20 protein-coding genes, 1 pseudogene and 1 riboswitch are annotated in these 23,739 nt (G+C 70.5%); of the genes and pseudogenes, 12 read left to right on the top strand and 9 right to left on the bottom strand.

The genetic code is table 11. The features are described 5' to 3' along the window. Window positions 1–45: 45 nt before the first annotated feature. From rsgA to ACTWQF_RS02280, 3 genes are all read right to left on the bottom strand, one after another. A complete protein-coding gene (rsgA, locus tag ACTWQF_RS02290; RefSeq protein WP_443276526.1) occupies window positions 46–1,065 on the bottom strand; it encodes a ribosome small subunit-dependent GTPase A in 1,020 nt (339 codons plus the stop codon). 13 nt (window positions 1,066–1,078) lie between these two features. Next, the gene (aroA, locus tag ACTWQF_RS02285) at window positions 1,079–2,491 is read right to left on the bottom strand and encodes a 3-phosphoshikimate 1-carboxyvinyltransferase (protein ID WP_443276524.1); all 1,413 of its coding nucleotides are present in this window, start codon (window positions 2,489–2,491) and stop codon (window positions 1,079–1,081) included. A 100-nt stretch (window positions 2,492–2,591) separates the two neighbouring features. Then, on the bottom strand, window positions 2,592–3,350 hold the full coding sequence (locus ACTWQF_RS02280) for a M50 family metallopeptidase (protein ID WP_443243821.1): 759 nt from the start codon (window positions 3,348–3,350) through the stop codon (window positions 2,592–2,594). Between the two features lie 141 nt (window positions 3,351–3,491). Here ACTWQF_RS02280 and ACTWQF_RS02275 point away from each other — a divergent pair, with 141 nt between their 5' ends. The 8 genes and pseudogenes from ACTWQF_RS02275 to def all read left to right on the top strand — a co-directional run bounded on the left by ACTWQF_RS02275 (window position 3,492) and on the right by def (window position 10,801). Further along, the gene (locus ACTWQF_RS02275; RefSeq protein ID WP_443276522.1) at window positions 3,492–4,337 is read left to right on the top strand and encodes an SOS response-associated peptidase; all 846 of its coding nucleotides are present in this window, start codon (window positions 3,492–3,494) and stop codon (window positions 4,335–4,337) included. Between the two features lie 25 nt (window positions 4,338–4,362). Then, window positions 4,363–5,019 (top strand): alpha/beta hydrolase family protein, encoded by a 657-nt coding sequence (locus tag ACTWQF_RS02270; protein ID WP_443276520.1) that lies wholly within the window; start codon window positions 4,363–4,365, stop codon window positions 5,017–5,019. A 326-nt stretch (window positions 5,020–5,345) separates the two neighbouring features. Continuing rightward, a complete protein-coding gene (locus ACTWQF_RS02265) occupies window positions 5,346–6,017 on the top strand; it encodes a sigma-70 family RNA polymerase sigma factor (protein WP_443243818.1) in 672 nt (223 codons plus the stop codon). Next, window positions 6,014–6,400 carry a mycothiol system anti-sigma-R factor gene (rsrA, locus tag ACTWQF_RS02260; protein WP_443276518.1) on the top strand — a complete coding sequence of 129 codons (387 nt, stop codon included), beginning with the start codon at window positions 6,014–6,016 and terminating at the stop codon, window positions 6,398–6,400. The genes ACTWQF_RS02265 and rsrA overlap by 4 nt, the downstream gene beginning before the upstream one ends. A 319-nt stretch (window positions 6,401–6,719) precedes the next feature. Continuing rightward, window positions 6,720–7,517, top strand: a pseudogene (locus ACTWQF_RS02255) (HD-GYP domain-containing protein); the annotation flags it as partial. Next, a complete protein-coding gene (locus ACTWQF_RS02250) occupies window positions 7,514–8,830 on the top strand; it encodes an HD-GYP domain-containing protein (protein ID WP_443276516.1) in 1,317 nt (438 codons plus the stop codon). The pseudogene ACTWQF_RS02255 and the gene ACTWQF_RS02250, both read left to right, overlap by 4 nt. Window positions 8,831–9,028: 198 nt before the next feature. Next, on the top strand, window positions 9,029–10,030 hold the full coding sequence (locus tag ACTWQF_RS02245; RefSeq protein ID WP_443243815.1) for a tetratricopeptide repeat protein: 1,002 nt from the start codon (window positions 9,029–9,031) through the stop codon (window positions 10,028–10,030). Between the two features lie 126 nt (window positions 10,031–10,156). After that, a complete protein-coding gene (gene def / locus ACTWQF_RS02240) occupies window positions 10,157–10,801 on the top strand; it encodes a peptide deformylase (protein ID WP_443276515.1) in 645 nt (214 codons plus the stop codon). Window positions 10,802–10,827: 26 nt separating this feature from the next. On the opposite strand, the gene ACTWQF_RS02235 is transcribed toward def, so the two are convergent. The 6 genes from ACTWQF_RS02235 to ACTWQF_RS02210 all read right to left on the bottom strand — a co-directional run bounded on the left by ACTWQF_RS02235 (window position 10,828) and on the right by ACTWQF_RS02210 (window position 18,580). Continuing rightward, complete coding sequence (locus ACTWQF_RS02235; RefSeq protein ID WP_443276513.1) at window positions 10,828–11,859, bottom strand: ribonucleotide-diphosphate reductase subunit beta; 1,032 nt, start codon at window positions 11,857–11,859, stop codon at window positions 10,828–10,830. Then, on the bottom strand, window positions 11,859–14,330 hold the full coding sequence (locus ACTWQF_RS02230; RefSeq protein ID WP_443276511.1) for a ribonucleoside-diphosphate reductase subunit alpha: 2,472 nt from the start codon (window positions 14,328–14,330) through the stop codon (window positions 11,859–11,861). Before ACTWQF_RS02230 ends, ACTWQF_RS02235 begins: the two co-directional genes overlap by 1 nt. Window positions 14,331–14,392: 62 nt before the next feature. Then, window positions 14,393–14,529: riboswitch (cobalamin riboswitch) on the bottom strand. A gap of 67 nt (window positions 14,530–14,596) precedes the next feature. Next, on the bottom strand, window positions 14,597–15,094 hold the full coding sequence (locus ACTWQF_RS02225) for a GNAT family N-acetyltransferase (RefSeq protein ID WP_443276509.1): 498 nt from the start codon (window positions 15,092–15,094) through the stop codon (window positions 14,597–14,599). 61 nt (window positions 15,095–15,155) lie between these two features. Continuing rightward, the gene (locus tag ACTWQF_RS02220) at window positions 15,156–15,374 is read right to left on the bottom strand and encodes a YbdD/YjiX family protein (protein WP_443276508.1); all 219 of its coding nucleotides are present in this window, start codon (window positions 15,372–15,374) and stop codon (window positions 15,156–15,158) included. 5 nt (window positions 15,375–15,379) lie between these two features. Then, window positions 15,380–17,578 (bottom strand): carbon starvation CstA family protein, encoded by a 2,199-nt coding sequence (locus ACTWQF_RS02215; protein WP_443276506.1) that lies wholly within the window; start codon window positions 17,576–17,578, stop codon window positions 15,380–15,382. 207 nt (window positions 17,579–17,785) lie between these two features. After that, window positions 17,786–18,580 (bottom strand): GntR family transcriptional regulator, encoded by a 795-nt coding sequence (locus ACTWQF_RS02210; RefSeq protein ID WP_443276505.1) that lies wholly within the window; start codon window positions 18,578–18,580, stop codon window positions 17,786–17,788. Between the two features lie 289 nt (window positions 18,581–18,869). Between ACTWQF_RS02210 and ACTWQF_RS02205 the strand changes: the two genes are divergently transcribed. The 4 genes from ACTWQF_RS02205 (at window position 18,870) to ACTWQF_RS02190 (ending at window position 23,739) form a co-directional block, all read left to right on the top strand. Next, window positions 18,870–20,147: an extracellular solute-binding protein gene (locus tag ACTWQF_RS02205; protein ID WP_443276503.1), complete on the top strand. Its 1,278-nt coding sequence runs from the start codon at window positions 18,870–18,872 to the stop codon at window positions 20,145–20,147. Window positions 20,148–20,256: 109 nt separating this feature from the next. Further along, window positions 20,257–21,276: a carbohydrate ABC transporter permease gene (locus ACTWQF_RS02200; RefSeq protein WP_443276501.1), complete on the top strand. Its 1,020-nt coding sequence runs from the start codon at window positions 20,257–20,259 to the stop codon at window positions 21,274–21,276. Further along, window positions 21,276–22,106, top strand: coding sequence for a carbohydrate ABC transporter permease (locus ACTWQF_RS02195; protein ID WP_443276499.1), 831 nt, complete (start codon window positions 21,276–21,278; stop codon window positions 22,104–22,106). The genes ACTWQF_RS02200 and ACTWQF_RS02195 overlap by 1 nt, the downstream gene beginning before the upstream one ends. Before the next feature lie 91 nt (window positions 22,107–22,197). Then, window positions 22,198–23,739 carry a glycoside hydrolase family 3 protein gene (locus ACTWQF_RS02190; protein WP_443276498.1) on the top strand — a complete coding sequence of 514 codons (1,542 nt, stop codon included), beginning with the start codon at window positions 22,198–22,200 and terminating at the stop codon, window positions 23,737–23,739.

Below are 23,739 nucleotides of genomic sequence, written 5' to 3'. Positions count from 1 at the left end.
CAAGCGCAGGCAAACCAGTATGCAGCGGCGGCTGGATGGAAGCGATCAGTCCCCTTCGCGCCTCTCCCGAGTCGCCAGCAGGCGGCGAAGCGAGTGCAGTCGGGCCGGGTCGGCGTGCCCGTCGGCCACCCACTGGTCCAGCGCACAGCCCGGCTCGTTGTGGCTGCACGCCCGCGGACACTCGGCGGCGCCCGCCTCCAGGTCGGGGAACGCGTGGATGACGCGCGAGAGCTGAATGTGGTTCAGGCCGAAGGAGCGCACCCCAGGGGTGTCGATCACCCAGCCGTCCTCGCCGACGGCGGAGGGCGGCAGCGGGAGCGCCAGGGCCGAGGTCGTGGTGTGCCTGCCGCGTCCGGTGACCGCGTTCACCACGCCTGTAGCCCGCTGCCGCTCCGGCACCAGCGCGTTGACCAGCGTCGTCTTGCCGACGCCGCTGTGTCCCACGCACACCGTGGCCTGACCGCGCATCAGTTCGCGGACGGCCTCGACGCCCGAGCCGTCGGCCCACTCGTCCCTGCTGGTGACGACGTAACGCACCCCCAGCGGCGCGTACGTCTCCAGCAGCGGTCCGGCCGGCGCCAGATCGGACTTGGTCAGCACCAGCAGCGGCTCCAGCCCCGCGTCGAACGCCGCGACCAGGCAGCGGTCGATCAGCCGGGGGCGCGGCTCGGGGTCGGCCAGCGCCGTGACGATGGCGAGCTGGTCGGCGTTGGCCACGATGACGCGTTCGTACGGGTCGTTGTCGTCCGCAGTCCTGCGCAGTACCGAGGTGCGCTCCTGGACGCGGACGATGCGCGCGAGGGTGTCCTTGGCGCCCGACAGATCGCCGACGACGGCCACCCGGTCACCCACCACCACGGCCTTGCGGCCCAGTTCGCGGGCCTTCATCGCGGTGACCGTGCGGCCCTCCACCAGGCAGGTCAGCCGGCCGCGGTCGACGGTCAGCACCAGTCCCTCGGCCGCGTCCTCGTGCTTGGGCCGCGTGTGCGTGCGCGGGCGGGTGCCGCGGCGGGAGGGGCGGACGCGGATGTCGTCCTCATCGGTGTGCTTGCCGTAGCGGCGCATCGCGGGCGCCCTCTCAGGCTCTCTCTCCGGCTCCGGCTCCGGAACCGGCTCCTGCCGGAACGCCGAGCATGTCGCCCCACATCCGCGGGAAGTCCGGCAGGGTCTTGTACGTCGTCGCGACGTTCTCCACCTCGACGCCCTCGACAGCCAGGCCGAGCACTGCGCCCGCCGTGGCCAGCCGGTGGTCGTCGTAGGTGTGGAAGACGCCGCCGTGCAGCGGTCGGGGCCGGATCCGCAGACCGTCCTCGGTCTCGGTGACATCGCCGCCCAGGCCGTTGATCTCCTTCACCAGCGCCGCCAGCCGGTCCGTCTCGTGCAGCCGCAGATGGCCGACGCCACGCAGCACCGACTCGCCCTCCGCCAGCGCGGCCACGGCGGCGATGCCCGGCGTCAGCTCGCCCACCTCGCCCAGGTCGATGTCGATGCCGTGGATGCGGCCGCTGCCGGTGAAGGTGAGGCCGCGCTCGTCCAGTACGCAGGAGCCGCCCATGGCCGTGAAGATCTCCCGCAGCGCGTCACCGGGCTGCGTGGTGCGCTCGGGCCAGTCGGGGACGGTGACCCGGCCGCCGGTGACCAGTGCCGCGGCGAGGAAGGGCTGCGCGTTGGACAGGTCCGGCTCGATCGTCAGATCGCGGCCCAGCAGCGCGCCGGGCGTCACCCGCCACACGTTCGGCGCCCCGCCGTCCTCGGGGGCGTCGACCTGGGCGCCCGCGGCACGCAGCATGTCGACCGTCATCCGGATGTGCGGCATGGACGGCAGGGTGCGTCCCGTGTGCCGGACCTCGACGCCCTGGTTGAAGCCCGGACCCGACAGCAGCAGTGCGCTGACGAACTGGCTGGAGGAGGAGGCGTCGATCTCCACCGGGCCGCCCGCCAGCGAGCCGTTGCCGTGCACCGTCATCGGCAGCGCGCCGCGGCCCTCGTCCTCCACGCGCGCACCCAGGGCGCGCAGTGCGTCGATGACACCGTGCAGCGGACGCTCGTAGGAGCGCGGGTCGCCGTCGAACCGGATCGGGCCCTCGGCCAGCGCAGCCAGCGGTGGCAGGAAGCGCATCACCGTGCCCGCGTTGCCGACGTCGACCGTCGCCGGGCCCTGCAGCGCGGTCGGGATCACCCGCCACGCCTCGCCGCCGGGACGCTCACCGGCGGGGCGCTCGCCGTCGGCCGCGGGGGTGGCGGAGGCGGAGGAGACCGTCTCCTCGATCTGGACGCCCATGGTGCGCAGCGCGCCGGCCATCAGCAGGGTGTCCCGGGAGCGCAGCGGACGGCGCAGCCAGCCCGGCTCGGCGGAGAGCGCGGCGAGCACCAGGGCGCGGTTGGTGACCGACTTGGACCCCGGCACGGTGACGGTCGCCTCGATACGGCCCGGCGCCGTGGGCGCGTGCCAGAGTGCGGAGTCTGCGGGGCTGATGCGCTGGTCGGTCATGGGGCCCACTGTAATGGCTGGGGCTCGGCCGCCTCCCTGACCGGCGCCCGGTTCCGGGCACACCGGCGCCCCGTTCACGGCCCGCGGGAGGGGTCGTGGTTCACAGTCCGAGCAGCCAGCGCCCGCCGCCGAGGAGGGAGCACAGGGCGACCGTGTGGAAGAGGAACAGCCACGCGGCGGCCGGGAGATGGGTGAGCCGCGCCAGCTGGTCGGCGTCCGAGTCCGGCATGCCCGGCCCGGCCGTACCGCCGGAGCGGAACGCTCCGCGCCGGATCCCCTGCCGTCGCCGCTTGCCCTGGAGCTCGAAGACCGGCCGCACTCCGCCCAGCAGCAGGAACCACACCACCACGTAGGCGAACGCGGCCTGCACCTCGGGATCCGTCAGCCAGGAGACCAGCAGGAACGCGCCACCCGCCACGAAGACGGTCAGCACCCCGTAGGCGTTGCGGATCATCACCAGCATCGCCACCAGCAGCGCCGTGGCGCCCCACAGCAGCGCGGTGATGTGGTTGGCGGCCAGCAGCCAGGCGCCGCCCAGGCCGAGCAGCGGGGGAGCGGTGTAGCCCGCGGCGGCGGTCAGCACCATGCCGATCCCGTGCGGCTTGCCGCGCGAGACCGTCAGGCCCGAGGTGTCCGAGTGCAGCCGTATGCCGTCCAGCCGGCGCCCGGTGACCAGGGCTATGAGGCCGTGCCCGCCCTCGTGCGCGATGGTGACCGCGTTGCGCGAGATACGCCACACCCCGTGCGGAGCCACCGCGAGCAGCGCGACGAGGCCGGTGACGAGCACCAGCCACTGCTCGGGGTCCGGCTGACTGCCCACGACCCGGTCCCAGACGTCCGTGATGCTCGCGTTGTCCATGTTCGGGGTGCTCTCCTCGTGTGCTCCGGGGCTGTCTCCCCGCTGTGTCCCGTCGGCGTACGGCTGTGTCCTGTCGGCATCCGCCGACGTGTCCTGTCAACGCACGGCGACGGCCCGGCGTGCCGTGGCAGTCTTGCAGGCATGTGCGGACGGTATGCAGCGAGCCGGGGGGCCGAGGATCTGGTCCGGCTCTTCGAGGTGGAGAAGTGGGAGCCCGCGGAGGCGCTGGCCCAGGACTGGAACGTCGCACCCACCAAGCAGGTGTACGCGGTGCTCGACCGCCCTCTCAGGGGCAGCGACGACCCGAAGCCGGTACGGCAGCTGCGGCCGCTCAAATGGGGCCTGGTGCCGGGGTGGGCCAAATCACCGGACATGGGCGTCAAGATGATCAACGCCAGGGCCGAGACGGTGCACGAGAAGCCCGCCTACCGCCGCCCCTTCGTCGCGCGCCGCTGCCTGCTGCCCGCCGACGGCTACTACGAGTGGGTCACCGCACAGGGTGAGCTGAAGCTGGAACAGGAGGGCAAGCGGAAGCGGCCCCGCAAGCAGCCGTACTTCATCGCGCCGACCACCCCCGACGGCTCCGCGGAGGAGCAGCCGGTGATGGCGATGGCCGGGCTGTACGAGTTCTGGCGGGACAAGACGCTGCCGGACGACCATCCGCAAGCCTGGTGGGCGACGTGCACCGTCCTCACCACAGCCGCGGAGAGCACGCCGCTGGCCAACGCGGATCAGCTCGCCGAGGGCGGCCCCCGCTCGCTGGCCGACATCCACCCCCGGATGCCGCTGATGCTCACCCGGGACCGCTGGGACGCATGGCTGGACCCTTCGCACACCGACCCCGAGGCGCTGCGCGAACTGCTCACACCGCCGCCGCCCGGGACGATGCGGGCCCACCCCGTCTCCACGGACGTCAGCAACGTCCGCAACAACGGCCCCCAGCTGCTGAAGGAGCTGCCTGCTCCCGAGGAGGAGACGCTCTTCTGAGGGGCAGCACTGGCACGATGCGTGTATGAACGCTCACAAGGAAGCCGAAGAGCGGGTCGAGAAGATCGCGACGCCGGCGGGAGAGGCCCGGATCACCTGGCATCCCGCGAAGAAGGCGCACACCGTACTGGCGCTCGGCCATGGCGCGGGCGGCGGGATCGAGGCCCGGGACCTGCGGGCGCTTGCCGCCGCGCTGCCCGGCGAGGGCGTGAGCGTGGCGCTGGTGGAGCAGCCATGGCGGGTGGCGGGCAAGAAGGTGGCTCCGGCGCCGCGGACCCTGGACGCCGCCTGGAGCGCCCTGTGGCCGGCGCTCACGGTCCCGGGGCTGCCGGTGGTCGCGGGAGGACGCAGCGCGGGCGCCCGCGTCGCCTGCCGTACCGCGGGGGAGCTGGGCGCACAGGCGGTGCTCGCCCTCTCGTTCCCGCTGCATCCGCCGGGCAAGCCCGAGAAGTCCCGCGCCGACGAGCTGACCGGCGTGGAGCTGCCGGTACTGGTGGTGCAGGGCGGGCGCGACCCGTTCGGGCGACCCGCGGAGTTCCCGGCCGGCACGGACCTGGTGGAGGTGCCCTACGCCGACCACGGCTTCGCGCTGCCGAAGTCCGCCGAGGTGACCGAGCAGGAGGCGATGGGGGTGATCACCGGCGCCGTCAGCCGGTGGCTGGCCGGCGGATCCGGTGCGTGAGCTGCGGTTCCCGGCCCGGAACCGGAAATGATCGGCCGGGCCGGGAATGACCGGAGGGCTCCCGTGGTTGCACCGGGTATCCGGCTACGGAAATGAACCGTGACCGGAGCCGAACGTGATGCAGCCGTACCTCTCCATGCGAAGGAAAGGGAGCCGCCCAGATGGGTTCTGTCGCTTGCCCCCAGCGTCCGCGGGCCGCTGACCTGGACTGGGCCACGATGGCGCTGTCCTCAGGCGCGAACATTCAAGCGGCGGGTAGTGGCGATCGTCGTCTATTCTCCGATTCCAGCGGGTCCTCGTTCGGGCTCGCCGCGACGTTGGAGGAGGTGGGTCCGGTCACCGGGACCGAAGGCGGCTCAAGCGCACAGCAGGAGACACAGGCGTCGGAGACCGTGGAGCAGCGCAGCGCGCGCTTCGAGCGGGACGCGCTTGCTTTCCTCGACCAGATGTATTCCGCCGCGCTGCGCATGACGCGGAACCCGGCCGACGCAGAGGACCTGGTGCAGGAGACCTATGCGAAGGCGTACGCGTCCTTCCACCAGTTCCGGGAGGGCACCAACCTCAAGGCGTGGCTGTACCGCATCTTGACGAACACCTTCATCAACTCCTACCGCAAGAAGCAGCGCGAGCCCCAGCGCAGCGCCGCGGAGGAGATCGAGGACTGGCAGCTGGCACGGGCCGAGTCGCACATGTCCACCGGGCTGCGCTCGGCCGAGGCACAGGCGCTCGACCACCTGCCGGACTCGGACGTGAAGGAAGCACTCCAGGCCATCCCCGAGGAATTCCGCATCGCCGTCTACCTCGCCGATGTCGAGGGCTTTGCGTACAAGGAGATCGCCGACATCATGGGGACACCCATCGGTACGGTGATGTCCCGTCTGCACCGTGGACGGCGCCAGCTTCGCGAGATGCTGGAGGGCTACGCGCAAGAGCGCGGCCTGGTCCCGGCAGGTGCCGCGGCGGAAGGGCCGCAAGACCGGAAAGGCTCGGGCTCATGAGTTGCGGAGAGCCGCACGAGACGGACTGCTCTGAGGTCCTCGACCACCTCTACGAGTATCTCGACCGGGAGATGCCCGAGGGCGACTGTGCCAAGTTCCAGGAGCATTTCGACGAGTGCTCGCCCTGCTTCGAGAAGTACGGGCTCGAGCGCGAGGTGAAGAAGCTCGTCAAGCGCTGCTGCGGGCAGGACGACGTCCCGTCGGACCTGCGGGCCAAGGTCATGGGCCGGATCGAGGTGATCCGGCAGGGCGAGGACCAGGAGGTCGGCGCCGCCGCCCCGGGCGAGGACGTACGTTCCGCCGCGGGGTCCGGGAGCGTCGATGCACCCGGGATGGAGACCGTGGACGCCATCGGCTCCGAGGACGACAAGAACCCCGCCTGAACCGGGAGTTCGCATCCGGCGCACGCGCGCGCCAGTGGTTCCGCCTTTTCTCCCTCCTTCGGGTGAGCTCCTGCCGTCTCGTACGGGGGAACGCACCCGAAGGCCACCGGCCGGTCCTTACGCCGCTCCTATTCTCCCCGCCATGTAAGAGGTGGGGAGGAGGCTCGCGATGCGGCTCACGATGCGTACAGCGGGGACAGCCGGACCGGCAGGAACGGTGGCGGCAACGGGATCCGCACGAGTGGCGGGACCTGGAACGGCGGAAGACGGCCGCGTGGCCCTCGCACTGGCATGTGCGCTGACCGTGCCCGTGGCGGTCGTCCTGTGGCGCAGTGTGTACGGGCCGCTCGCGGCGCTGCCCGCGCTGGGGCCGGTCTGGCTCGCCTGGTGGGGGCTGCGGCGGTGCCACCCCGAACGCGAGGCGCGGCAGGCCGCCGTGCAGGCGCTCGCCCAGGCCGTGCACATCAAGGACCGTTACACCCGCGGCCACGGCGAACGGGTCGGTCTCGCCGCCGTACTGATCGCCCGCGAGCTGGGTCTGGACGAGGAGCGGACCGAGACGCTGCGCTGCGCGGGCATCCTGCACGACGTCGGCAAACTCGGTGTCCCCGCCCGGCTGTTGCGCAAAGCGGGCCCGCTCACCCCCGCCGAGCGCCGTGTCATGGAACAGCACCCCGAACACGGGGCCGAGATCGTGCGCGGGCTCGACTTCCTGGGCGAGGCCCGTGCCGCGGTGCTGCACCACCACGAGCGGATGGACGGCACCGGCTATCCGCAGGGGCTGGCCGGCGAGGAGATCCCCGAGGCCGCGCGGATCGTGTCCGTCGCCGACGCGTTCGACGCGATGACCTCCACCCGCTGCTACCGTCCGGGCCGGCCCGTCGCCGCGGCGCTGGAGGAGCTGGAGCGGTGCGCGGGAACGCAGTTCGACCCCCGGATGGTCGCGGCCCTCACCCGTGCGCTGCGCCGCCACGGCTGGCCGTTCGCCGACCCGCCCGCCCCTCAGCAGGCGACCGCGGACAACGTCGGGCTCCGACAACCCGCAGCGGAAGCACCGGCGTTGGCCGGTGCCGACCTGGCGGCCGGGGCGCGGTCCGGCGGAAGCGTCGCGGTATGACGCGGCGGACGGCCGCACGGCTGGTCGCGGCCGTCTACGGGGCTTCCGCTCTGGTGGCGGGCGCCGCACTGGGCATCACACTGTGGCGCGGGGTGACCCGGCCCGGTGTTGCGCTGGCGTTCGGACTGGTCGTCGCGGTGGGCGAGTTGGCCCGCGTACGGCTGCCCGAGGCACGCCCCGGTGTACGCACCACAGGACTGCTGTCCGGCGCCGGGGCGCTCGGCTACGCACTCTGCGGCCAGGTCGGCGGCACACCGGCCGGGCACGGTGTGGCGCAGGCCGTCGCGGTGGCTCTGGTCGCCTCCCTCGTCGGGCTGGCCCCGCATGTCGCGCTCGGCCAGGCTCCGCCGCCCCAGGCACTCGCGCGGCTGGCGCTCGGCGTGGGCTTCGCCGCGGTCTGCTGCCAACCGCTGTACGCCGGGGGCTGGTTGGGCGGCACCGTCGAGCCGGGCGGGCTGTTCACCCTGAGTCTGCTGGCCCTCGCACTGCTCGTCGGATGCCTCGACGCACTACTGGCCGCCGTCACCGCCGCGCTCGCCGCGGGCACGGAGCCGGCAGCGGACTCCGCCGGGAGCTACGCGCGTGCGGTGCGGGAGGAGTTGCGTATCCGGCTCGGCACCGTGCCCGCCCTCGCCGCCACCGCCGTGCTCCTCGCGCTGGCCGTCGCGGTCGCCGGGCTGTGGGCGCTGCTGCTGTGCTGCGCGCCGCTGCTCGTCATCCAGTTCGCCCTCCGCCGCCGCGCGTCCGTACGGGCGGCTCACCGGCGCACCCTCGCCTCCCTGGCGCGGGCCCCCGAGGTGGCCGGTTACACCCCGTACGGGCATGCGCGCCGAGTGGCGGAGCTCAGCCGGGCGGTGGGGCGCGAGCTGGGCCTGACGGGAGGGGAACTCACCGCGCTGGAGTACGCGGCCCTCACTCATGATGTGGGGCAGCTCTCGCTGGCCGATCCGGTGCCCGGCGGGGCCACGACAGCGCTGGCACCGGGCAGACAGCGCCGTATCGCGCTGCTCGGCGGCGTGGTGCTCCGGCAGGCCGGCGCCCGGTGGCGAGTGGCGTCCGCGGTGGAGGCCCAGGCGGACCCGTACCGCGAACAGTCGGTCACGGCACGTGTCGTCCGTACGGTCAACGCATACGAGGACCTCGTCACGGGCAGCCACACGACGGGCCGGGCAACGGGCGAGGCGGCCAGTGAGCGGGCACTGCACCAACTGCGCACAGCCACCGGGCGTGACCACGAACCACGCGTGGTGGAGGCCCTCTCACGTGTGGTTGCACGGGCCGCGGACAGTCGCGCACGGGTCGCGGACGTCTGACGCACGGGTAATGAGCGAGCACCCGAGCGGGCATGGTTGGATGCGAAGGGGGGAACCGCGACAGGCATGGAGACACCTCCCGGCGGGAGGCTGGGAGAGGGCGCGACGCCCGGCGCACAGAACCCCATCGGCAGACAACAGGCCGGGCGGAAGCCGGGCCTCAAGGACAGGTGGAACGGCGGGATCGGCGGGAGCACAGTGAGGATCTTCGGCAAGGTGCGGCACCGTCCCTCCGCCTCGTGGCGGCAGGCGACGGACCGTGCGTTCACGCTTATCGGCGACGGGCGCTACGAGGACGCGGGCGCTCTGCTCACCCGTGCCGCCGATCTGGAGCCGTGGCTTTCGGAGTCCTGGTTCAACCTCGCGCTGCTGCACAAGTTCCGGCACGACTGGGAGCAGGCGCGCACAGCGGGTCTGCGTGCCGTGGCGCTGCTGGACCGCGAGACGGGGGCGCCCGACTGGTGGAACGTGGGCATCGCGGCCACCGCGCTCCAGGACTGGCCACTGGCGCGCCGTGCCTGGCAGGCGTACGGACTGCATGTGCCCGGGCAGTCGCACGGTGCGGCGGCGGCCGAGGAACCCAGCGGCATGCAGCTGGGCAGCGCCGCTGTGCGGCTCTCCCCGGAGGGCGAGGCGGAGGTCGTGTGGGGCCGCCGTATCGACCCGGCCCGGATGGAGATCCAGAGCATCCCGCTGCCCTCTTCTGGGCGCCGCTGGGGCGAGGTCGTCCTGCACGACGGCGTTCCGCACGGCGAGCGCACCACGGCGGCCGGGCCCTCCTATCCGGTCTTCGACGAGATCGAACTGTGGGCCCCCTCGCCCGTACCCACCTGGGTGGTTCTGCTGGAGGCCGCCACGGAGAGCGACCGGGACGCGCTGGAGCGGCTGGCGGCCGACGCCGGGTTCGCCGCCGAGGACTGGTCCTCCTCGGTGCGGCTGCTGTGCCGCGCCTGTTCGGAGAGCGCGATGCCCGCCGACGAGGGCGACGGCACCGTGCATCTGGACCCGCACGACCACAGTTCGCCCGGCCACCCCGGGCCGCTGGGCCATATGACGCAGGGCGGCCCCGGCGAGCTGTGGGTGCCCGAGCGCGAGTGCGGGCTGGCGGCGCCGGCCGCGCTGGTGCGCGGGCTGCTGGACGGCTGGGTCGCGGACAGCCCCGACACCCGTGAGTGGCGGGATCTGGAGGAGGTCTGCTGAGCCTCCGGCGGCGGCCCCGTACCCTGTAGGGCGAGTCCTTACGGTACGCAGCCGTACGGTGCTCCCCCGGTTCGACGGCGGATCTCAGCTCTCACGGTTACGGGTCGCAGGAAGGCGTACGACGGCATGGCGCAGCAGCAGGAAACAACGGCCGAGTCGGCCGCTACCGCCGAGGGCGAGTTCGTCGACGACGTGACGGACGCGGCAGCCCGCGAGGAGGCGCACACCGCGCGTGGCACGGCCCGGCCCGTCACCGTCGTCGGCAACCCGGTGCTGCACCGGGAGTGCAAGGACGTGACGGAGTTCGACGACGAGCTGGCCAAGCTGATCGACGACATGTTCGCCAGCCAGCGCGCGGCCGAGGGGGTCGGCATCGCCGCCAACCAGATCGGCGTCGATCTGAAGGTCTTTGTCTACGACTGCTACGACGACGACGGCGTACGGCACGTGGGTGTCGTCTGCAACCCGGTGCTCGAACAGCTCCCCGCCGAGCAGCGCGTCCTGGACGACGGCAGCGAGGGCTGCCTGTCGGTGCCCGGTGCCTACCACCCGCTGGCACGGCCCGACTACGCCGTGGTGCGCGGGCAGGACGCCCAGGGCAAGCCGATCGCGGTGCGGGGCACCGGGTATTTCGCGCGCTGCCTCCAGCACGAGACCGATCACCTTCACGGGTATCTGTACATCGACCGGCTCTCGAAGCGGGAGCGCAAGGACGTGCTCCGGCAGATGGCCGAGAGCACGCCCCGCTACGAAACGGTGCCCAACGAGTAACCGGGCACCACCATGCGCGGTACCGCTCAGAAGTCGTCGTCCAGCGACACCGAGCCCTCCACCGCCACCTGGTAGGCCGAGGGGCGGCGCTCGAAGAAGTTGGTCAGCTCCTGCACGTTCTGCAGCTCCATGAAGGAGAACGGGTTGCTGGAGCCGTAGCGCTCGGGGAAACCGAGGCGGCGGAGCCGCTGGTCGGCGACGGCCTGGAGGTACTGGCGCATGGACTCGGTGTTCATGCCGGACAGGCCGTCCCCGCACAGGTCGCGGGCGAACTGCAGCTCCGCCTCGACGGCTTCCTCCAGCATCGCCGTGACCTGCTTCTCCAGCTCTGCGTCGAAGAGTTCGGGCTCCTCCTCCCGCACGGTGTCCACCACGTCGAAGGCGAACGACATGTGCATCGACTCGTCGCGGAACACCCAGTTGGTGCCCGTCGCCAGCCCATGCAGCAGACTGCGTGAGCGGAACCAGTAGACGTAGGCGAACGCGCCGTAGAAGAACAGCCCTTCGATACAGGCGGCGAAGCAGATCAGGTTGAGCAGGAAGCGGCGGCGGTCGGCCTTCGACTCCAGCTTGTCGATGGTCTCGACACCCTCTCCTCCATCAAATGCAGCCATCCAGCGGAAGCAGAACTGTGCCTTCTCCCGGATGGAGGGAATGTTCTCCACCGCTGCGAACGCCGCCGCACGCTCGTCGTGGTCGGGCAGATAGGTGTCCAGCAGCGTCAGATAGAACTGGACGTGTACGGCTTCCTCGAACAGCTGCCGGGACAGATACAGCCGCGCTTCGGGGGAGTTGATGTGCTTGTAGAGGGTGAGGACCAGGTTGTTCGCCACGATCGAGTCGCCGGTGGCGAAGAACGCGACCAGGCGGCTGATCATGTGCTGCTCGCCCGGGGTGAGTTTGGCCAGGTCGGCGACGTCCGAGTGGAGGTCGACCTCCTCCACGGTCCAGGTGTTCTTGATGGCGTCCCGGTAGCGGTCGTAGAAGTGCGGGTAGCGCATGGGGCGCAGGGTCAGTTCGAAGCCCGGGTCGAGCAGGTTCTTGTTGTCGTTCGGCATCACTGGCAGGCCTCGCAGGACTCGGGGTTCTCCAGGGAGCAGGCGATCGCTTCGTCGGCCGCCTGCTGGGGGACGGTGGCGGTCTTCGCCGCCTGGGCGATACGGGTCGCGGGGCGCGACCGCAGGTAGTACGTGGTCTTGATGCCGCGCTTCCAGGCGTACGCGTACATCGAGCTGAGCTTCCCGATGGTGGGGGAGGACAGGAACAGGTTGAGCGACTGGCTCTGGTCCAGATACGGGGTGCGGGCAGCGGCCATGTCGATCAGGGCGCGCTGCGGGATCTCCCAGGCCGTGCGGTACAGCTCCCGTACGTGTGCGGGCACCCACTCGAGTTCCTGCACGGAGCCATTGGCCTGGCGCAGCGCCTCGCGGGCGCGCGCGTCCCACAGGCCCAGCCGCTTCAACTCCGCGACCAGATAGGTGTTCACCTGGAGGAACTCGCCACTGAGGGTCTCGCGCTTGAAGAGGTTGGAGACCTGCGGCTCGATGCACTCGTAGACGCCCGCGATGGAGGCGATGGTCGCCGTCGGAGCGATTGCCAGCAGGAGGGAGTTACGCATTCCGGTCCGGGCGATCCGCAGCCGCAGGGCTTCCCAACGCTGCGGCCAGGCGTGAGATGCGACCGCCTGCGGATAGTGGTCCGGGTGCAGTACGCCGCGTGCGGTGCGGGTCGACTCCCAGGCCGGCAGCGGGCTGTGCCGCTGGGCCAGCTCCGCGGAGGTCTCGTACGCGGCGAGCATGATGCGCTCGGCGATCCTGGCGGACAGCTCGCGCGCCGCATCCGAGCCGAAGGGCAGCCCGAGCCGGAAGAAGACGTCCTGCAGGCCCATCACCCCCAGGCCCACCGGCCGCCAGCGGGAGTTGGAGGCCGCGGCCTGCTCGGTCGGGTAGTAGTTGATGTCCACCACACGGTCCAGGAACGTCACCGCCGTACGGACGGTGGCGTCCAGCCGCTCCCAGTCCAGCTGTCCGTCCGCTCCGAGGTGCGCGGCCAGATTGACGGAGCCCAGATTGCAGACAGCGGTCTCGCCGTCGTCCGTGACCTCCAGGATCTCCGTGCACAGGTTCGAGGAGTGCACGATGCGGCCGGGGTCGGCGGTCTGGTTCGACGTGCGGTTGGAGGTGTCCTTGAACGTCATCCAGCCGTTGCCGGTCTGCGCGAGGGTGCGCATCATCGCGCCGTACAACTGCCGTGCGGGCAGCTGCTTGACGGCGCGTCCCTCGGTCTCGGCGCGGCGGTACGCGGCGTCGAACTCCTCGCCCCACAGGTCGACCAGCTCCGGTACCTCGGACGGGGAGAAGAGCGACCACTGCCCGTCCGCCTCGACGCGGCGCATGAACTCGTCGGGCACCCAGTGCGCCAGGTTGAGGTTGTGCGTACGGCGTGCGTCCTCGCCCGTGTTGTCGCGCAGCTCCAGGAACTCCTCGATGTCCGCGTGCCACGTCTCCAGGTAGACGCAGGCCGCACCCTTGCGCCGGCCGCCCTGGTTGACCGCCGCGACGGATGCGTCCAGCGTCCGCAGGAACGGCACGATGCCGTTCGAGTGGCCGTTCGTCCCCCGGATCAGCGCCCCACGGGAGCGGATCCGGGAGTACGAGAGACCGATGCCGCCCGCGTGCTTGGAGAGCCGTGCGATCTGCTGGTACCGCTCGTAGATCGAGTCCAGCTCGTCCCTCGGCGAATCCAGCAGATAGCAGGACGACATCTGCGGGTGGCGTGTGCCGGAGTTGAACAGGGTGGGGGAGGAAGGGAGGTAGGCGAGGGAGCTGGTGAGCCGGTAGAACGCGGCCACCTCTTCGAGCGCGTCGGACGACTGGTCCGCTGCCAGCCCGCAGGCGACGCGGAGCAGGAAGTGCTGCGGCGTCTCGACGGGGCGCCGGGTGGTCGGGTGCCGCAGCAGGTAGCGGGAGTGGACGGTACGCAGCCCGAAGTACTCGAACCGGTCGTCGGCGCCGCCGGTGACGGCTTCCTCCACCAGGGCTTCCAGCCGGTCGGCGTGCTCGCGTACGAACGCGTGGGTGCGGTCCGCGATCAGCCCCTGGGCGTAGCCCAGCGCCACCGACGCGGAGAACGAAGTGACGCCCTCCGCCGCCGCCTCGTCCCGGATCGCGCGGGTGAGCAGCCGTGCCGCCAGCCGGGAGTAGGACGGCTCCTCGCTGATCAGACCCGCCGCGGACTCGATGGCTAGGGCGCGCAACTCGGCGCCGTCCGCGCCCGGTTGCCGACCGCGGAGTGCCGCCGCCAGCACCGGTGCCGGGTCCGCGTCCGGGAGATCCGTCGTGAGCGCGTCGAGGGTTTCGCGGAGCGCGGTTGCCGGTGGGTCTTCGCGGGTGTCGTGCCCCGGGGAGGTGGAGCCGGTGGCGGGCCCGGTGGGGGCGGGTGCCGGAAGGGTGGGGGCGGTGGTGACGGTCACGCGGTGCTCTCCCTCGCTGCTGACTGTCCGTGGGCAGCACGGAGCGAGGGTGCGCATGCCGCGCCTCTTCAGGGCATGGCGCACTCCGCCCGCCGGTCCAACCCACGAGACCCGGACGTTCGTCGATGCCGCCGCCGGCAGGTACTCGGACTCGCGGGCACGCTTACGCATGCCCCCTCACCGTTGCGGGACAGTTCCGGACTCCCACCGGATTCCCCTGCGTTGGGGGCGACGGCCGTGTGCGAGCATACATGTTGTGCCCCGCGGAATTGGAACCCCCACATCTTGTGTCGTCCCCTCAGTTGGGTGGAGCCGCGGCACGGCTACAGCCGCAGGGCGTACGCCCACAGCACCAAGCCCTCCAACGGGCTCCAGTCGCGGTCGGGTGTGCGGACGAACCCGAGCCGCTCGTAGAGCCGGTGGGCCGGCTGCATGGAATGCAGGGTGGACAGCACCAGCCCCGTCAGACCAAGGGCCTGTGCCCTCGTCATGCACGCCCTCACCAGCGCCTCGCCGACCCCGCGCCCCCGTGCCGACTCCCGTACGCCGAGCATCCGGAACTCGCCCTCCCCCTCGCGCGCCAGCTCGGCGTAGGGGCCTCCCTCGCCGACGAAGGTGACGGTGCCCAGCAGTACGCCCTGGTGGTCCTCGGCGACGAGCAGCTCCGCGTGAGCCGCGCGGCCTGCCGCGTCGCGGAGGGTCTTCAGATACGGATCGGAGTCGCCGAACTCCAGCAGCCCGCCGTCAAGATACGCGCGGGCCACCAATTCGCCGGCCTCCGCGAACTCGTCGGGCCTGGCGGTTCTCACGGTGATGTCCATAACCGTCATGATGCGCCTGGCCACTGACAAGGCTCGCGGCGGCAAGGCACGGGCAGCGCACTCAGCAGCAGCGGAAGCCTTCGCGGGGGTCGCTCTCACGGGCGTCCGTGCGGCGGCGTTCGAACTCCCGCCGGCTGGGGATCTCCGCGTCCGGGCCCTGGTGCTGCCGTACGTGCGCCACGTACCGCTCGTACGCGCTCTCGTCGGTGAACTCGCGCACGTACCAGCGCAGCCAGCGCCCGGCCCGTACCACCGGGTTGGCCGGTTTCGCCGTACTCACCGAACTCACCGCGATTCGCCTCCCGCTTCGCTGCTCTGCTGCCCGGCGGCGACAAGTGCGGCCTCGTGCTCGGCCTTCTCGGCCTTCTCCTCCTTCGTGGCGATCAGCCCGGCGGGCTCGACCAGCTTCGACTTCTCGTAGGGCGCCTCGTGCATGCGGGTGCCCTCGGGGTTGCGTACGGCGCGTACGCAGGTGCGGGCGGCGTCCGCGAGGACGACGATGACGAGGATGGCGAAGAGCGCCGAAAGGACGCCGTCCACCGTCGAGTTGGTGACGATGGTGTGCATGTCGTCCATGCTCTTGGCGGGGGCGATGACCTTGCCCTGGTCGATGGCGTCCTGGTAATTGGCGCGCTGCTGGAAGAAGCCGACCCTGGGGTCGCTGGAGAAGACCTTCTGCCAGCTCGCCGTCAGCGTGACCACCGCGTCCCAGACCAGCGGTACGGCCGTGACCCAGGCCCACTTCAGCCGCCCGGACTTGACCAGCAGTGTCGTACAGACGGCGAGGGCGACGGCGGCCAGCAGCTGGTTGGCGATGCCGAAGAGCGGGAAGAGCTGGTTGATCCCGCCCAGCGGCTCGTGGACGCCGACCCACAGGAAGTAGCCCCACAACGCGACGATGGCGGCGCTGGAGAACAGCAGTCCGGGCCACCAGCTCACCCGGCGGAAGGGCTTGTAGACGTTGCCGAGCATGTCCTGGAGCATGAAGCGGCCCACGCGGGTACCGGCGTCCAGTGCCGTCAGGATGAACAGCGCCTCGAACATGATGGCGAAGTGGTACCAGAACGCCTTCATCCCGGCGCCGCCGATGACCTCCGAGAAGATGTTGGAGACGCCGATGGCCAGGGTGGGCGCGCCGCCCGTACGGGAGAGCAGCGACTGCTCCTCGACGGCCTTGGCAGCTGCCGCCAGCTGATCCGGGGAGATGCTGTAGCCGAAGTGCCGTACGGCCTCCGAGGCGGCCTGCACGTTGTCGCCGATGACCCCGGCGGGTGCGTTCATCGCGAAGAAGAGCCCCGGGTCGATGATGCTGGCCGCGACCATCGCCATGATGGCGACGAACGACTCCATCAGCATGGAGCCGTAGCCGATCATCCGGATCTGGGTCTCCTTCTGGATCATCTTCGGCGTGGTGCCCGAGGAGATCAGCGCGTGGAAGCCGGACAGGGCGCCGCAGGCGATGGTGATGAAGACGAACGGGAAGAGTGAGCCCGCGAAGACCGGCCCGTCGCCGCCGCCCGCGAAGTCGGTGATGCCGTCCATCTTCATCGTCGGCAGCGTCACCACGACACCGACGGCCAGCAGCCCGATGGTGCCGATCTTCATGAACGTCGACAGGTAGTCGCGGGGCGCCAGCAGCATCCACACCGGGAGGATGGAGGCCACGAAGCTGTAGACCAGGATCCAGATGACCAGCGTGCTGGGCTCCAGGGTGAAGGTGTCGGCCCAGGACGACTCGGCGACCCACCGCCCGGCGACCAGCGCGAACAGCAGCAGCGCGATGCCGATGAGGGAGACCTCGGTGACCCGCCCGGGCCGCAGCACCCGCAGGTAGAAGCCCATGAACAGGGCGATCGGGATCGTCATGCCGATCGAGAAGGTGCCCCAGGGCGACTCGGCCAGCGCGTTGACGACGACGAGCGCCAGCACGGCGAGCAGGATGATCATGATGGCGAGTACCGCGAGCAGCGCGGCGGCCCCGCCGATCGGGCCGATCTCCTCACGCGCCATCTGCCCCAGCGATTTGCCGTCCCGCCGCATGGAGAAGAACAGCGTCACCATGTCCTGCACGGCGCCCGCGAAGATCACGCCGACGATGATCCAGATGGTGCCCGGCAGATACCCCATCTGGGCCGCCAGCACCGGGCCGACCAGCGGTCCGGCACCCGCGATGGCCGCGAAGTGGTGGCCGAGCAGTACGCGCCGGTCGGTGGGGTGGAAGTCGATGCCGTTGTTGAGCCGCTCGGCAGGTGTGGCCCGCGTCTTGTCGACGCGGAGCACCCGCGTGGCGATGAAGCGCGAGTAGAAGCGGTAGCCGATGGCGTACGAGCCGAGGGCGGCCGCCACCATCCAGGCGGCCGAGATCTCCTCGCCGCGGGCGAGCGCCAGCATGGTCCAGCCCGCGGCGCCGATCAGCGCGACAGCGGTCCAGACGGCTATGGACCGTGGGCTGAGCTTTCTTGCCGGCTGTGCAGTGCTGCGCACGCGTTCCTCCTCGACCTCACCCGCCGACCGTTCCGGGCGGCGGGCAATACCACGACGGCAGGCCGACGGTAGAACAACCGCCTGATCAGCGCCATACCCGAGGACCGATGAACCCCGATCCGAGAGACGGGCGTGGGCAAACCGTGATCTGCGGCTCCACCCTCGGCCGGCTGCCGCGGCGGGCGCCCTCCGGGGCAGCCGGCGCCGTCAGTCCGCCGGGCGCTGGAGGGTGGCCACGAATTTGTAGCGGTCGCCGCGGTAGACCGAGCGCACCCACTCCACCGGCTCCCCGGCGGTGTCACGGGAGTGCCGGGAGAGCATCAGCATCGGCAGTCCGACATCGGTGCCGAGCAGCCCGGCCTCGCGCGGGGTGGCCAGCGAGGTCTCGATCGTCTCTTCGGCCTCGGCGAGATGGATGTCGTACACCTCGGCGAGCGCGGTGTAGAGGGAGGCGTATTTGACCAGGCTGCGGCGCAGCGCGGGGAACCGTTTTTGGGACAGGTGGGTGGTCTCGATCGCCATCGGCTCACCGCTGGCCAGCCGCAGCCGTTCGATGCGCAGGACGCGTCCGCCGGTGGGGATGTCCAGCAGTGCGGCGAGCCGGTCGTCGGCGGTGACGTAGCCGATGTCCAGCAGCTGGGAGGTGGGTTCGAGGCCCTGTGCCCGCATGTCCTCCGTGTAGGAGGTCAGTTGCAGCGCCTGGGAGACCTTGGGCTTGGCGACGAAGGTGCCCTTGCCCTGGATGCGCTCCAGCCGTCCCTCGACGACGAGTTCCTGGAGGGCCTGCCGCACGGTGGTGCGCGAGGTGTCGAACTCGCTGGCCAGCGTCCGCTCGGGCGGTACGGGGGTGCCGGGCGGCAGGGTCTCGGTCATCTCCAGCAAGTGCCGCTTCAGCCGGTAGTACTTGGGCACGCGTGCGGTGCGGGCCGCCGATCCGTTGCCGCCGGCGGCTTCGGTGTCCGCCGCGGCCGGCGCGACCGCGCCGCCCCCGTCCGTGCTCATGGCCCGCCTTCCCAACCCATGTCGTGCTGCCGTCACCGGCTTCCTCCGTGTATGTAGCGGCTCACATCGTGGCACGGCCCCGGCGTGGGCGGGCGTCCCAGCTCAGATGTCGTTCCGATAACGGAACCGACAGCGAGCTTTATACACCGTTGACACCCCTAAAGGTCTAGGCCAAGCTGCGCATGGATCTTATTGGTCTAAACCAAATCCGGGATACGTCGGGAAACTCCGGGAATCCACCCCGGGTTTGCTGGGCGGACGAGCGTTCCAGTGTGCAGGGGAGAATGCTGTGGTACGCAGACAAAGAGGGCTCATAGCCGCGGCAGGTGTCGCGGTGCTGGTGGTGAACGTCGCGGCCTGTGGGTCCGACGGCGACAACAAGGACGGGCCCGACAGCTTCAAGGGCCAGACCCTGACCCTCTGGGCGATGGACGGCTCCACGCCCAAGAAGTGGACCAAGGACGTCAAGGCGGCCTTCGAGAAGAAGACCGGGGCCAAGCTCAAGCTCGAAGTCCAGCAGTGGAACGGCATCCAGCAGAAGATCACCACCGCCCTCTCCGAGTCCGACCCGCCGGACGTGATCGAGGTCGGCAACACCCAGACCCCCGCCTACGCCCGCACCGGTGGACTGGCCGATCTCAGCGACCTGAAGAAGGGGCTGGGCAAGGACTGGACGCCCTCCCTCAACAAGTCCGCGGTCTACGACGGCAAGCAGCACGCAGCGCCGTGGTTCGCCGTCAACCGCACGGTGATCTACAACAAGAAGATCTGGGCCGAAGCAGGCATCAAGGGCACGCCCAAGACCCGTGAGGAATTCTTCGACGCGCTCCAGAAGATCGACAAGAAGACCGACGCCGAGCCGCTCTACATGCCCGGCCAGAACTGGTACTTCCTGGACGGCCTGCTCATCGGTCAGGACGCCGACCTGGTGAAGAAGAAGGGCGGCAAGTGGGTCTCCAACCTCTCCGACCCCAAGGTCGGCAAGGCCATGGAGATCTACAAGAAGTACGCCTCCTACTCCAAGGCCCCCAAGAACAAGGACGAGGCCACCCCGCAGCAGGCCGAGGTCTTCGCCAAGGGCAGGACCGGTGCGTTCATCGGGCTGAGCTGGGAGGCGGCGACCGCGATCGAAGCCAACAAGAAGCTCAAGAAGGACATCGACTACTTCACCATTCCGGGTGAGACCGCCGGCAAGCCCGAGGGGGTCTTCCTCGGCGGCTCCAACCTCGCGATCGCCGCGGGCAGCGAGAAGCAGGAACTTGCCAAGGAGTTCCTGAAGATCGCGCTGTCCGACAAGTACGAGGGCGCGCTCTCCAAGGAGACCGGGGTCATCCCGAACAAGTCGGCGCTGCAGAACAACCTGAAGGGCAACCCCGCCGCGGAGGCGGCCGCGCCGGCCGTCGAGGGCGGTGGGCTCACGCCGCTCATCCCCGAGTGGGGGGCCGTGGAGAACCCGCCCAACCCGATCAAGACGTATATGACGTCGGTGCTGAACGGAAAGTCGCATGAGGCGGCGGCCAAGGGTGTTGAGCCCGAGATGAACAAGCGGCTGTCCCAGAAGCAGTGAGGGCGCCTTCTGCCGGTGGGGGTTCTGCGAGTGGGCGGATGCGGGCGGGGTTGTGCCCACCCGTTCCGCCCCTCGGGCGGACCGAGTGCCCACAACCCATGGAGCTCCAATGTCTGTGAGAACGCAGGAAGCGCCGTCGCGCGCCAAGGTGCCCGTCAAGGCGACCGGGGCTTCCGGGCCGCCGCCGCGGCAGGCGCGGGTCGCCAGGAAGGGCACGCTGCCCTATCTCCTGCTGTTGCCCGCCCTCGCGCTGACCGCCGTCTTCCTCGGGTATCCGCTGGTCACCAACGGCATGTTGTCGTTCCAGAACCTCAATATGACGCAGCTGATCCAGCACCTCACCGAGTGGAACGGGGCCACCAACTACACCGACACGCTGGGCAGCGAGACGTTCTGGCGGGTCACCCTGCGGTCGGTGATCTTCACGGCGGTCAACGTCGTCGTGATCATCGTCGTCGGCACCCTCGTCGGACTGCTGCTGGCACGGCTGGGGCCCAGGATGCGGCTGCTGTTGTCGGTCGGACTGGTGCTCGCCTGGGCGATGCCGGTCATCGCCGCGACCACCGTCTACCAGTGGCTGTTCGCCCAGCGGTTCGGCGTCGTCAACTGGGTGCTGGCAAAGCTCGGCTTCGACTCGATGGCGGACTACAACTGGACGGGAAGCCAGCTGTCCACCTTCTTCGTCATCTCGCTGCTGATCGTGTGGACCTCCGTCCCGTTCGTCGCGATCAACCTCTACGCCGCGACGACCACGATCGCCAAGGAGCTGTACGAGGCGGCGGCGCTGGACGGCGCGGGGGCGTGGCAGAGCTTCACGAGCGTCACCTTCCCGTTCCTCAGACCGTTCCTGATGGTCGCGACGTTCCTCGAAGTCATCTGGATCTTCAAGGCGTTTCCGCATGTCTTCGCCATCAACGAGGGCGGCCCCGACCGGCTGACCGAGACGCTGCCCGTCTACGCGTTCGTCGAGGGCGTCGGCAACCAGCACTACGGCACCGGCGCGGCGATCTCCGTCCTCACCATCCTGATCCTGCTGGCCCTGATGTCGTACTACCTGCGCCTGGTGCTGCGGCAGGAGGACGCCGACGACGCCGAAGGTTCGCAAGAGAGCAAGGGGGCCAAGGTCTGATGCGACGGTCACTGCTGGGCCGGATATGGCCGAACGCCACCGCGCTGGTGCTGTTCGTGGCGTTCGCCTTTCCCGTGTACTGGATGTTCAACACGGCATTCAAGCCGAACGGGCAGATCATCAGCGAGGACCCGGTCTGGTTCCCCACCTCGCCGACCCTCGATCACTTCCACACGGCGGTCAACGCCGAGCACTTCTGGACACTGGTGCGCAATTCCGTCACCGTCACGGTGCTGGCCGTCGGAATCTCGCTCCTGGTGGCGCTCTTCGCCTCGTTCGCCCTGGCCCGGATGCGGTTCAAGGGGCGCAAGGGGATCGTCCTCACCTTCATGATCGCCCAGATGGCGCCCTGGGAGGTCATGGTCATCGCGATCTACATGATCGTGCGGGATGCCGACATGCTGAACAGCCTGGTGCCGCTGACGCTCTTCTACACCGTTATGGTGCTGCCGCTGACGGTCATCACCCTGCGCGGATACGTCGCGGCCGTGCCCAAGGACCTGGAGGAGTCGGCCATGGTGGACGGCTGCACCCGGCTCCAGGCGTTCCGCCGGGTCATCTTCCCGCTGCTGGCCCCCGGTCTGATGGCGACCTCGCTGTTCGGCTTCATCACGGCGTGGAACGAGTTCCCCATGGTCCTCATCCTCAACAAGGACGCCGAGGCCCAGACACTGCCGCTGTGGCTGTCGCAGTTCCAGACCGCCTTCGGCGACGACTGGGGTGCCACGATGGCAGCAGCCTCCCTGTTCGCCGTCCCGATCCTGCTGCTCTTCCTCTACCTCCAGCGCAGGGCAGTCGCCGGCCTCACCTCCGGCGCGGTGAAGGGGTAGCCGATGGCCGACGGAACCGAAGGGAAAGCTGTGCAGCACCGCCGCCGCAACCCCCATGGCTCACCAGTGAAGTGAAGGGACACCGCTCCGCATGACCACTTCCGTACGAGCGTCCGACACCCTCACCCGCGACGCCCTCGCCGTCCTCCAGCCCGGCTTCACCGGGACCTCGGCACCCACCTGGCTGCTGCGGCAGCTGGACGAAGGGCTCGCGTCGGTCGGTCTGTTCGGGCGCAATATCGACTCTCCCGAGCAACTCGCCCTGCTCACCGAGCAGCTGCGCGACGTGCGCGCGGAGCTGCTGGTCGCCATCGACGAGGAGGGCGGCGACGTCACCCGGCTGGAGGCCAGGACCGGCTCCTCCTACCCCGGCAACCTCGCCCTCGGCCATATCGACGACCCCGACCTCACCCGGGCCGTGGCGCACGAACTCGGCAGCAGGCTCGCCGCGGCCGGAGTGAACCTCAACTGGGCGCCCTCCGCCGACGTCAACTCCAACCCGGACAACCCCGTCATCGGCGTACGGTCCTTCGGCGGCGATCCCGAGCTGGTCGCCCGGCACACCGTCGCCTACGTCGAGGGCCTCCAAGCAGCGGGCGTCGCCGCCTGCGTCAAGCACTTCCCGGGGCACGGCGACACCGCTGTCGACTCGCACCACGCCATGCCCCGCATCGACGCGGACCTGGAAACCCTCAGGGCCCGCGAGCTCGTACCCTTCGCCGCGGCCGTCGACGCGGGCAGCAAGTGCGTGATGAGCGCCCACATCCTGCTGCCGGCCCTCGACGACGCACACCCCGGCACCCTCAGCCCGGCGGCGCTGACCGGCCTGCTGCGGGCCCCGCGCAGCGAGGGCGGCCTGGGCCACCAGGGGCTCATCGTCACCGACGGCATGGAGATGCGGGCCATCTCCGCCACCTACGGCCTCGAACGCGGCAGCGTCCTCGCGCTCGCCGCCGGGGCCGACGCGATCTGCGTGGGCGGCGGGCTGTCCGGCGAGGACACCGTGCTGCGGCTGCGCGACGCGCTGGTGAGGGCCGTACGCGACGGCGAGCTGACGGAGGAGCGGCTCGCCGACGCCGCAGCACGCGTACGCGGTCTCGCCGCGTGGGCGCAGGAGGCGCGGCGGTCGGCCACGGGGAGTCTGGCCGACCCTGCCCTCCGCGCGGACCCGGCCGCCACCGGTGCGGGCATCGGACTGGAGGCCGCGCGGCGCGCGCTGGTCGTGACCGGGCTGGAGAACTACCGCCGCCCCGCCGGGCCGCTGTTCGTCGCGGCGCTCACCACCGTCGCCAACATCGCCGTCGGCGATGAGACCCCCTGGGGGCCGGCGGCCGAACTGGAACGCATGGTTCCGGGCACCAGGACCGGTACGTACGGGAGCACGGACGGGGATGTGGGCGCAGCGGTGCTCGCCGATGCGGGGGAGCGGCCCGTCGTCGTGGTCGTCCGCGATCTGCACCGGCACCCGTGGATGGCCGACGCGGTGGAGCAACTCGTCGCCGCCCGGCCTCAGACGGTGGTGGTCGAGATGGGGGTCCCCCAGGCCCCTCCGCAGGGCGCCCTGCACGTCGCCACCCGTGGCGCGGCCCGCGTGTGCGGAAGGGCCGCCGCCGAGGTGATCGCCCGGGGGTGA

The sequence above is a fragment of the Streptomyces sp. 8N114 genome, assembly GCF_052245835.1.
Lineage (GTDB): Bacteria > Actinomycetota > Actinomycetes > Streptomycetales > Streptomycetaceae > Streptomyces.
This window is presented reverse-complemented; position numbering and strand designations above follow the sequence as displayed.

What these genes read in the sequence shown, in the direction of transcription:
- rsgA (WP_443276526.1), bottom strand. Translation starts at nt 1,065, where the DNA reads ATGCGCCGCTACGGCAAGCACACCGATGAGGACGACATCCGCGTCCGC.
- aroA (WP_443276524.1), bottom strand. Translation starts at nt 2,491, where the DNA reads ATGACCGACCAGCGCATCAGCCCCGCAGACTCCGCACTCTGGCACGCG.
- ACTWQF_RS02280 (WP_443243821.1), bottom strand. Translation starts at nt 3,350, where the DNA reads ATGGACAACGCGAGCATCACGGACGTCTGGGACCGGGTCGTGGGCAGT.
- ACTWQF_RS02275 (WP_443276522.1), top strand. Translation starts at nt 3,492, where the DNA reads ATGTGCGGACGGTATGCAGCGAGCCGGGGGGCCGAGGATCTGGTCCGG.
- ACTWQF_RS02270 (WP_443276520.1), top strand. Translation starts at nt 4,363, where the DNA reads ATGAACGCTCACAAGGAAGCCGAAGAGCGGGTCGAGAAGATCGCGACG.
- rsrA (WP_443276518.1), top strand. Translation starts at nt 6,014, where the DNA reads ATGAGTTGCGGAGAGCCGCACGAGACGGACTGCTCTGAGGTCCTCGAC.
- ACTWQF_RS02250 (WP_443276516.1), top strand. Translation starts at nt 7,514, where the DNA reads ATGACGCGGCGGACGGCCGCACGGCTGGTCGCGGCCGTCTACGGGGCT.
- def (WP_443276515.1), top strand. Translation starts at nt 10,157, where the DNA reads ATGGCGCAGCAGCAGGAAACAACGGCCGAGTCGGCCGCTACCGCCGAG.
- ACTWQF_RS02235 (WP_443276513.1), bottom strand. Translation starts at nt 11,859, where the DNA reads ATGCCGAACGACAACAAGAACCTGCTCGACCCGGGCTTCGAACTGACC.
- ACTWQF_RS02230 (WP_443276511.1), bottom strand. Translation starts at nt 14,330, where the DNA reads ATGCGCACCCTCGCTCCGTGCTGCCCACGGACAGTCAGCAGCGAGGGA.
- ACTWQF_RS02225 (WP_443276509.1), bottom strand. Translation starts at nt 15,094, where the DNA reads ATGGACATCACCGTGAGAACCGCCAGGCCCGACGAGTTCGCGGAGGCC.
- ACTWQF_RS02210 (WP_443276505.1), bottom strand. Translation starts at nt 18,580, where the DNA reads ATGAGCACGGACGGGGGCGGCGCGGTCGCGCCGGCCGCGGCGGACACC.
- ACTWQF_RS02200 (WP_443276501.1), top strand. Translation starts at nt 20,257, where the DNA reads ATGTCTGTGAGAACGCAGGAAGCGCCGTCGCGCGCCAAGGTGCCCGTC.
- ACTWQF_RS02195 (WP_443276499.1), top strand. Translation starts at nt 21,276, where the DNA reads ATGCGACGGTCACTGCTGGGCCGGATATGGCCGAACGCCACCGCGCTG.
- ACTWQF_RS02190 (WP_443276498.1), top strand. Translation starts at nt 22,198, where the DNA reads ATGACCACTTCCGTACGAGCGTCCGACACCCTCACCCGCGACGCCCTC.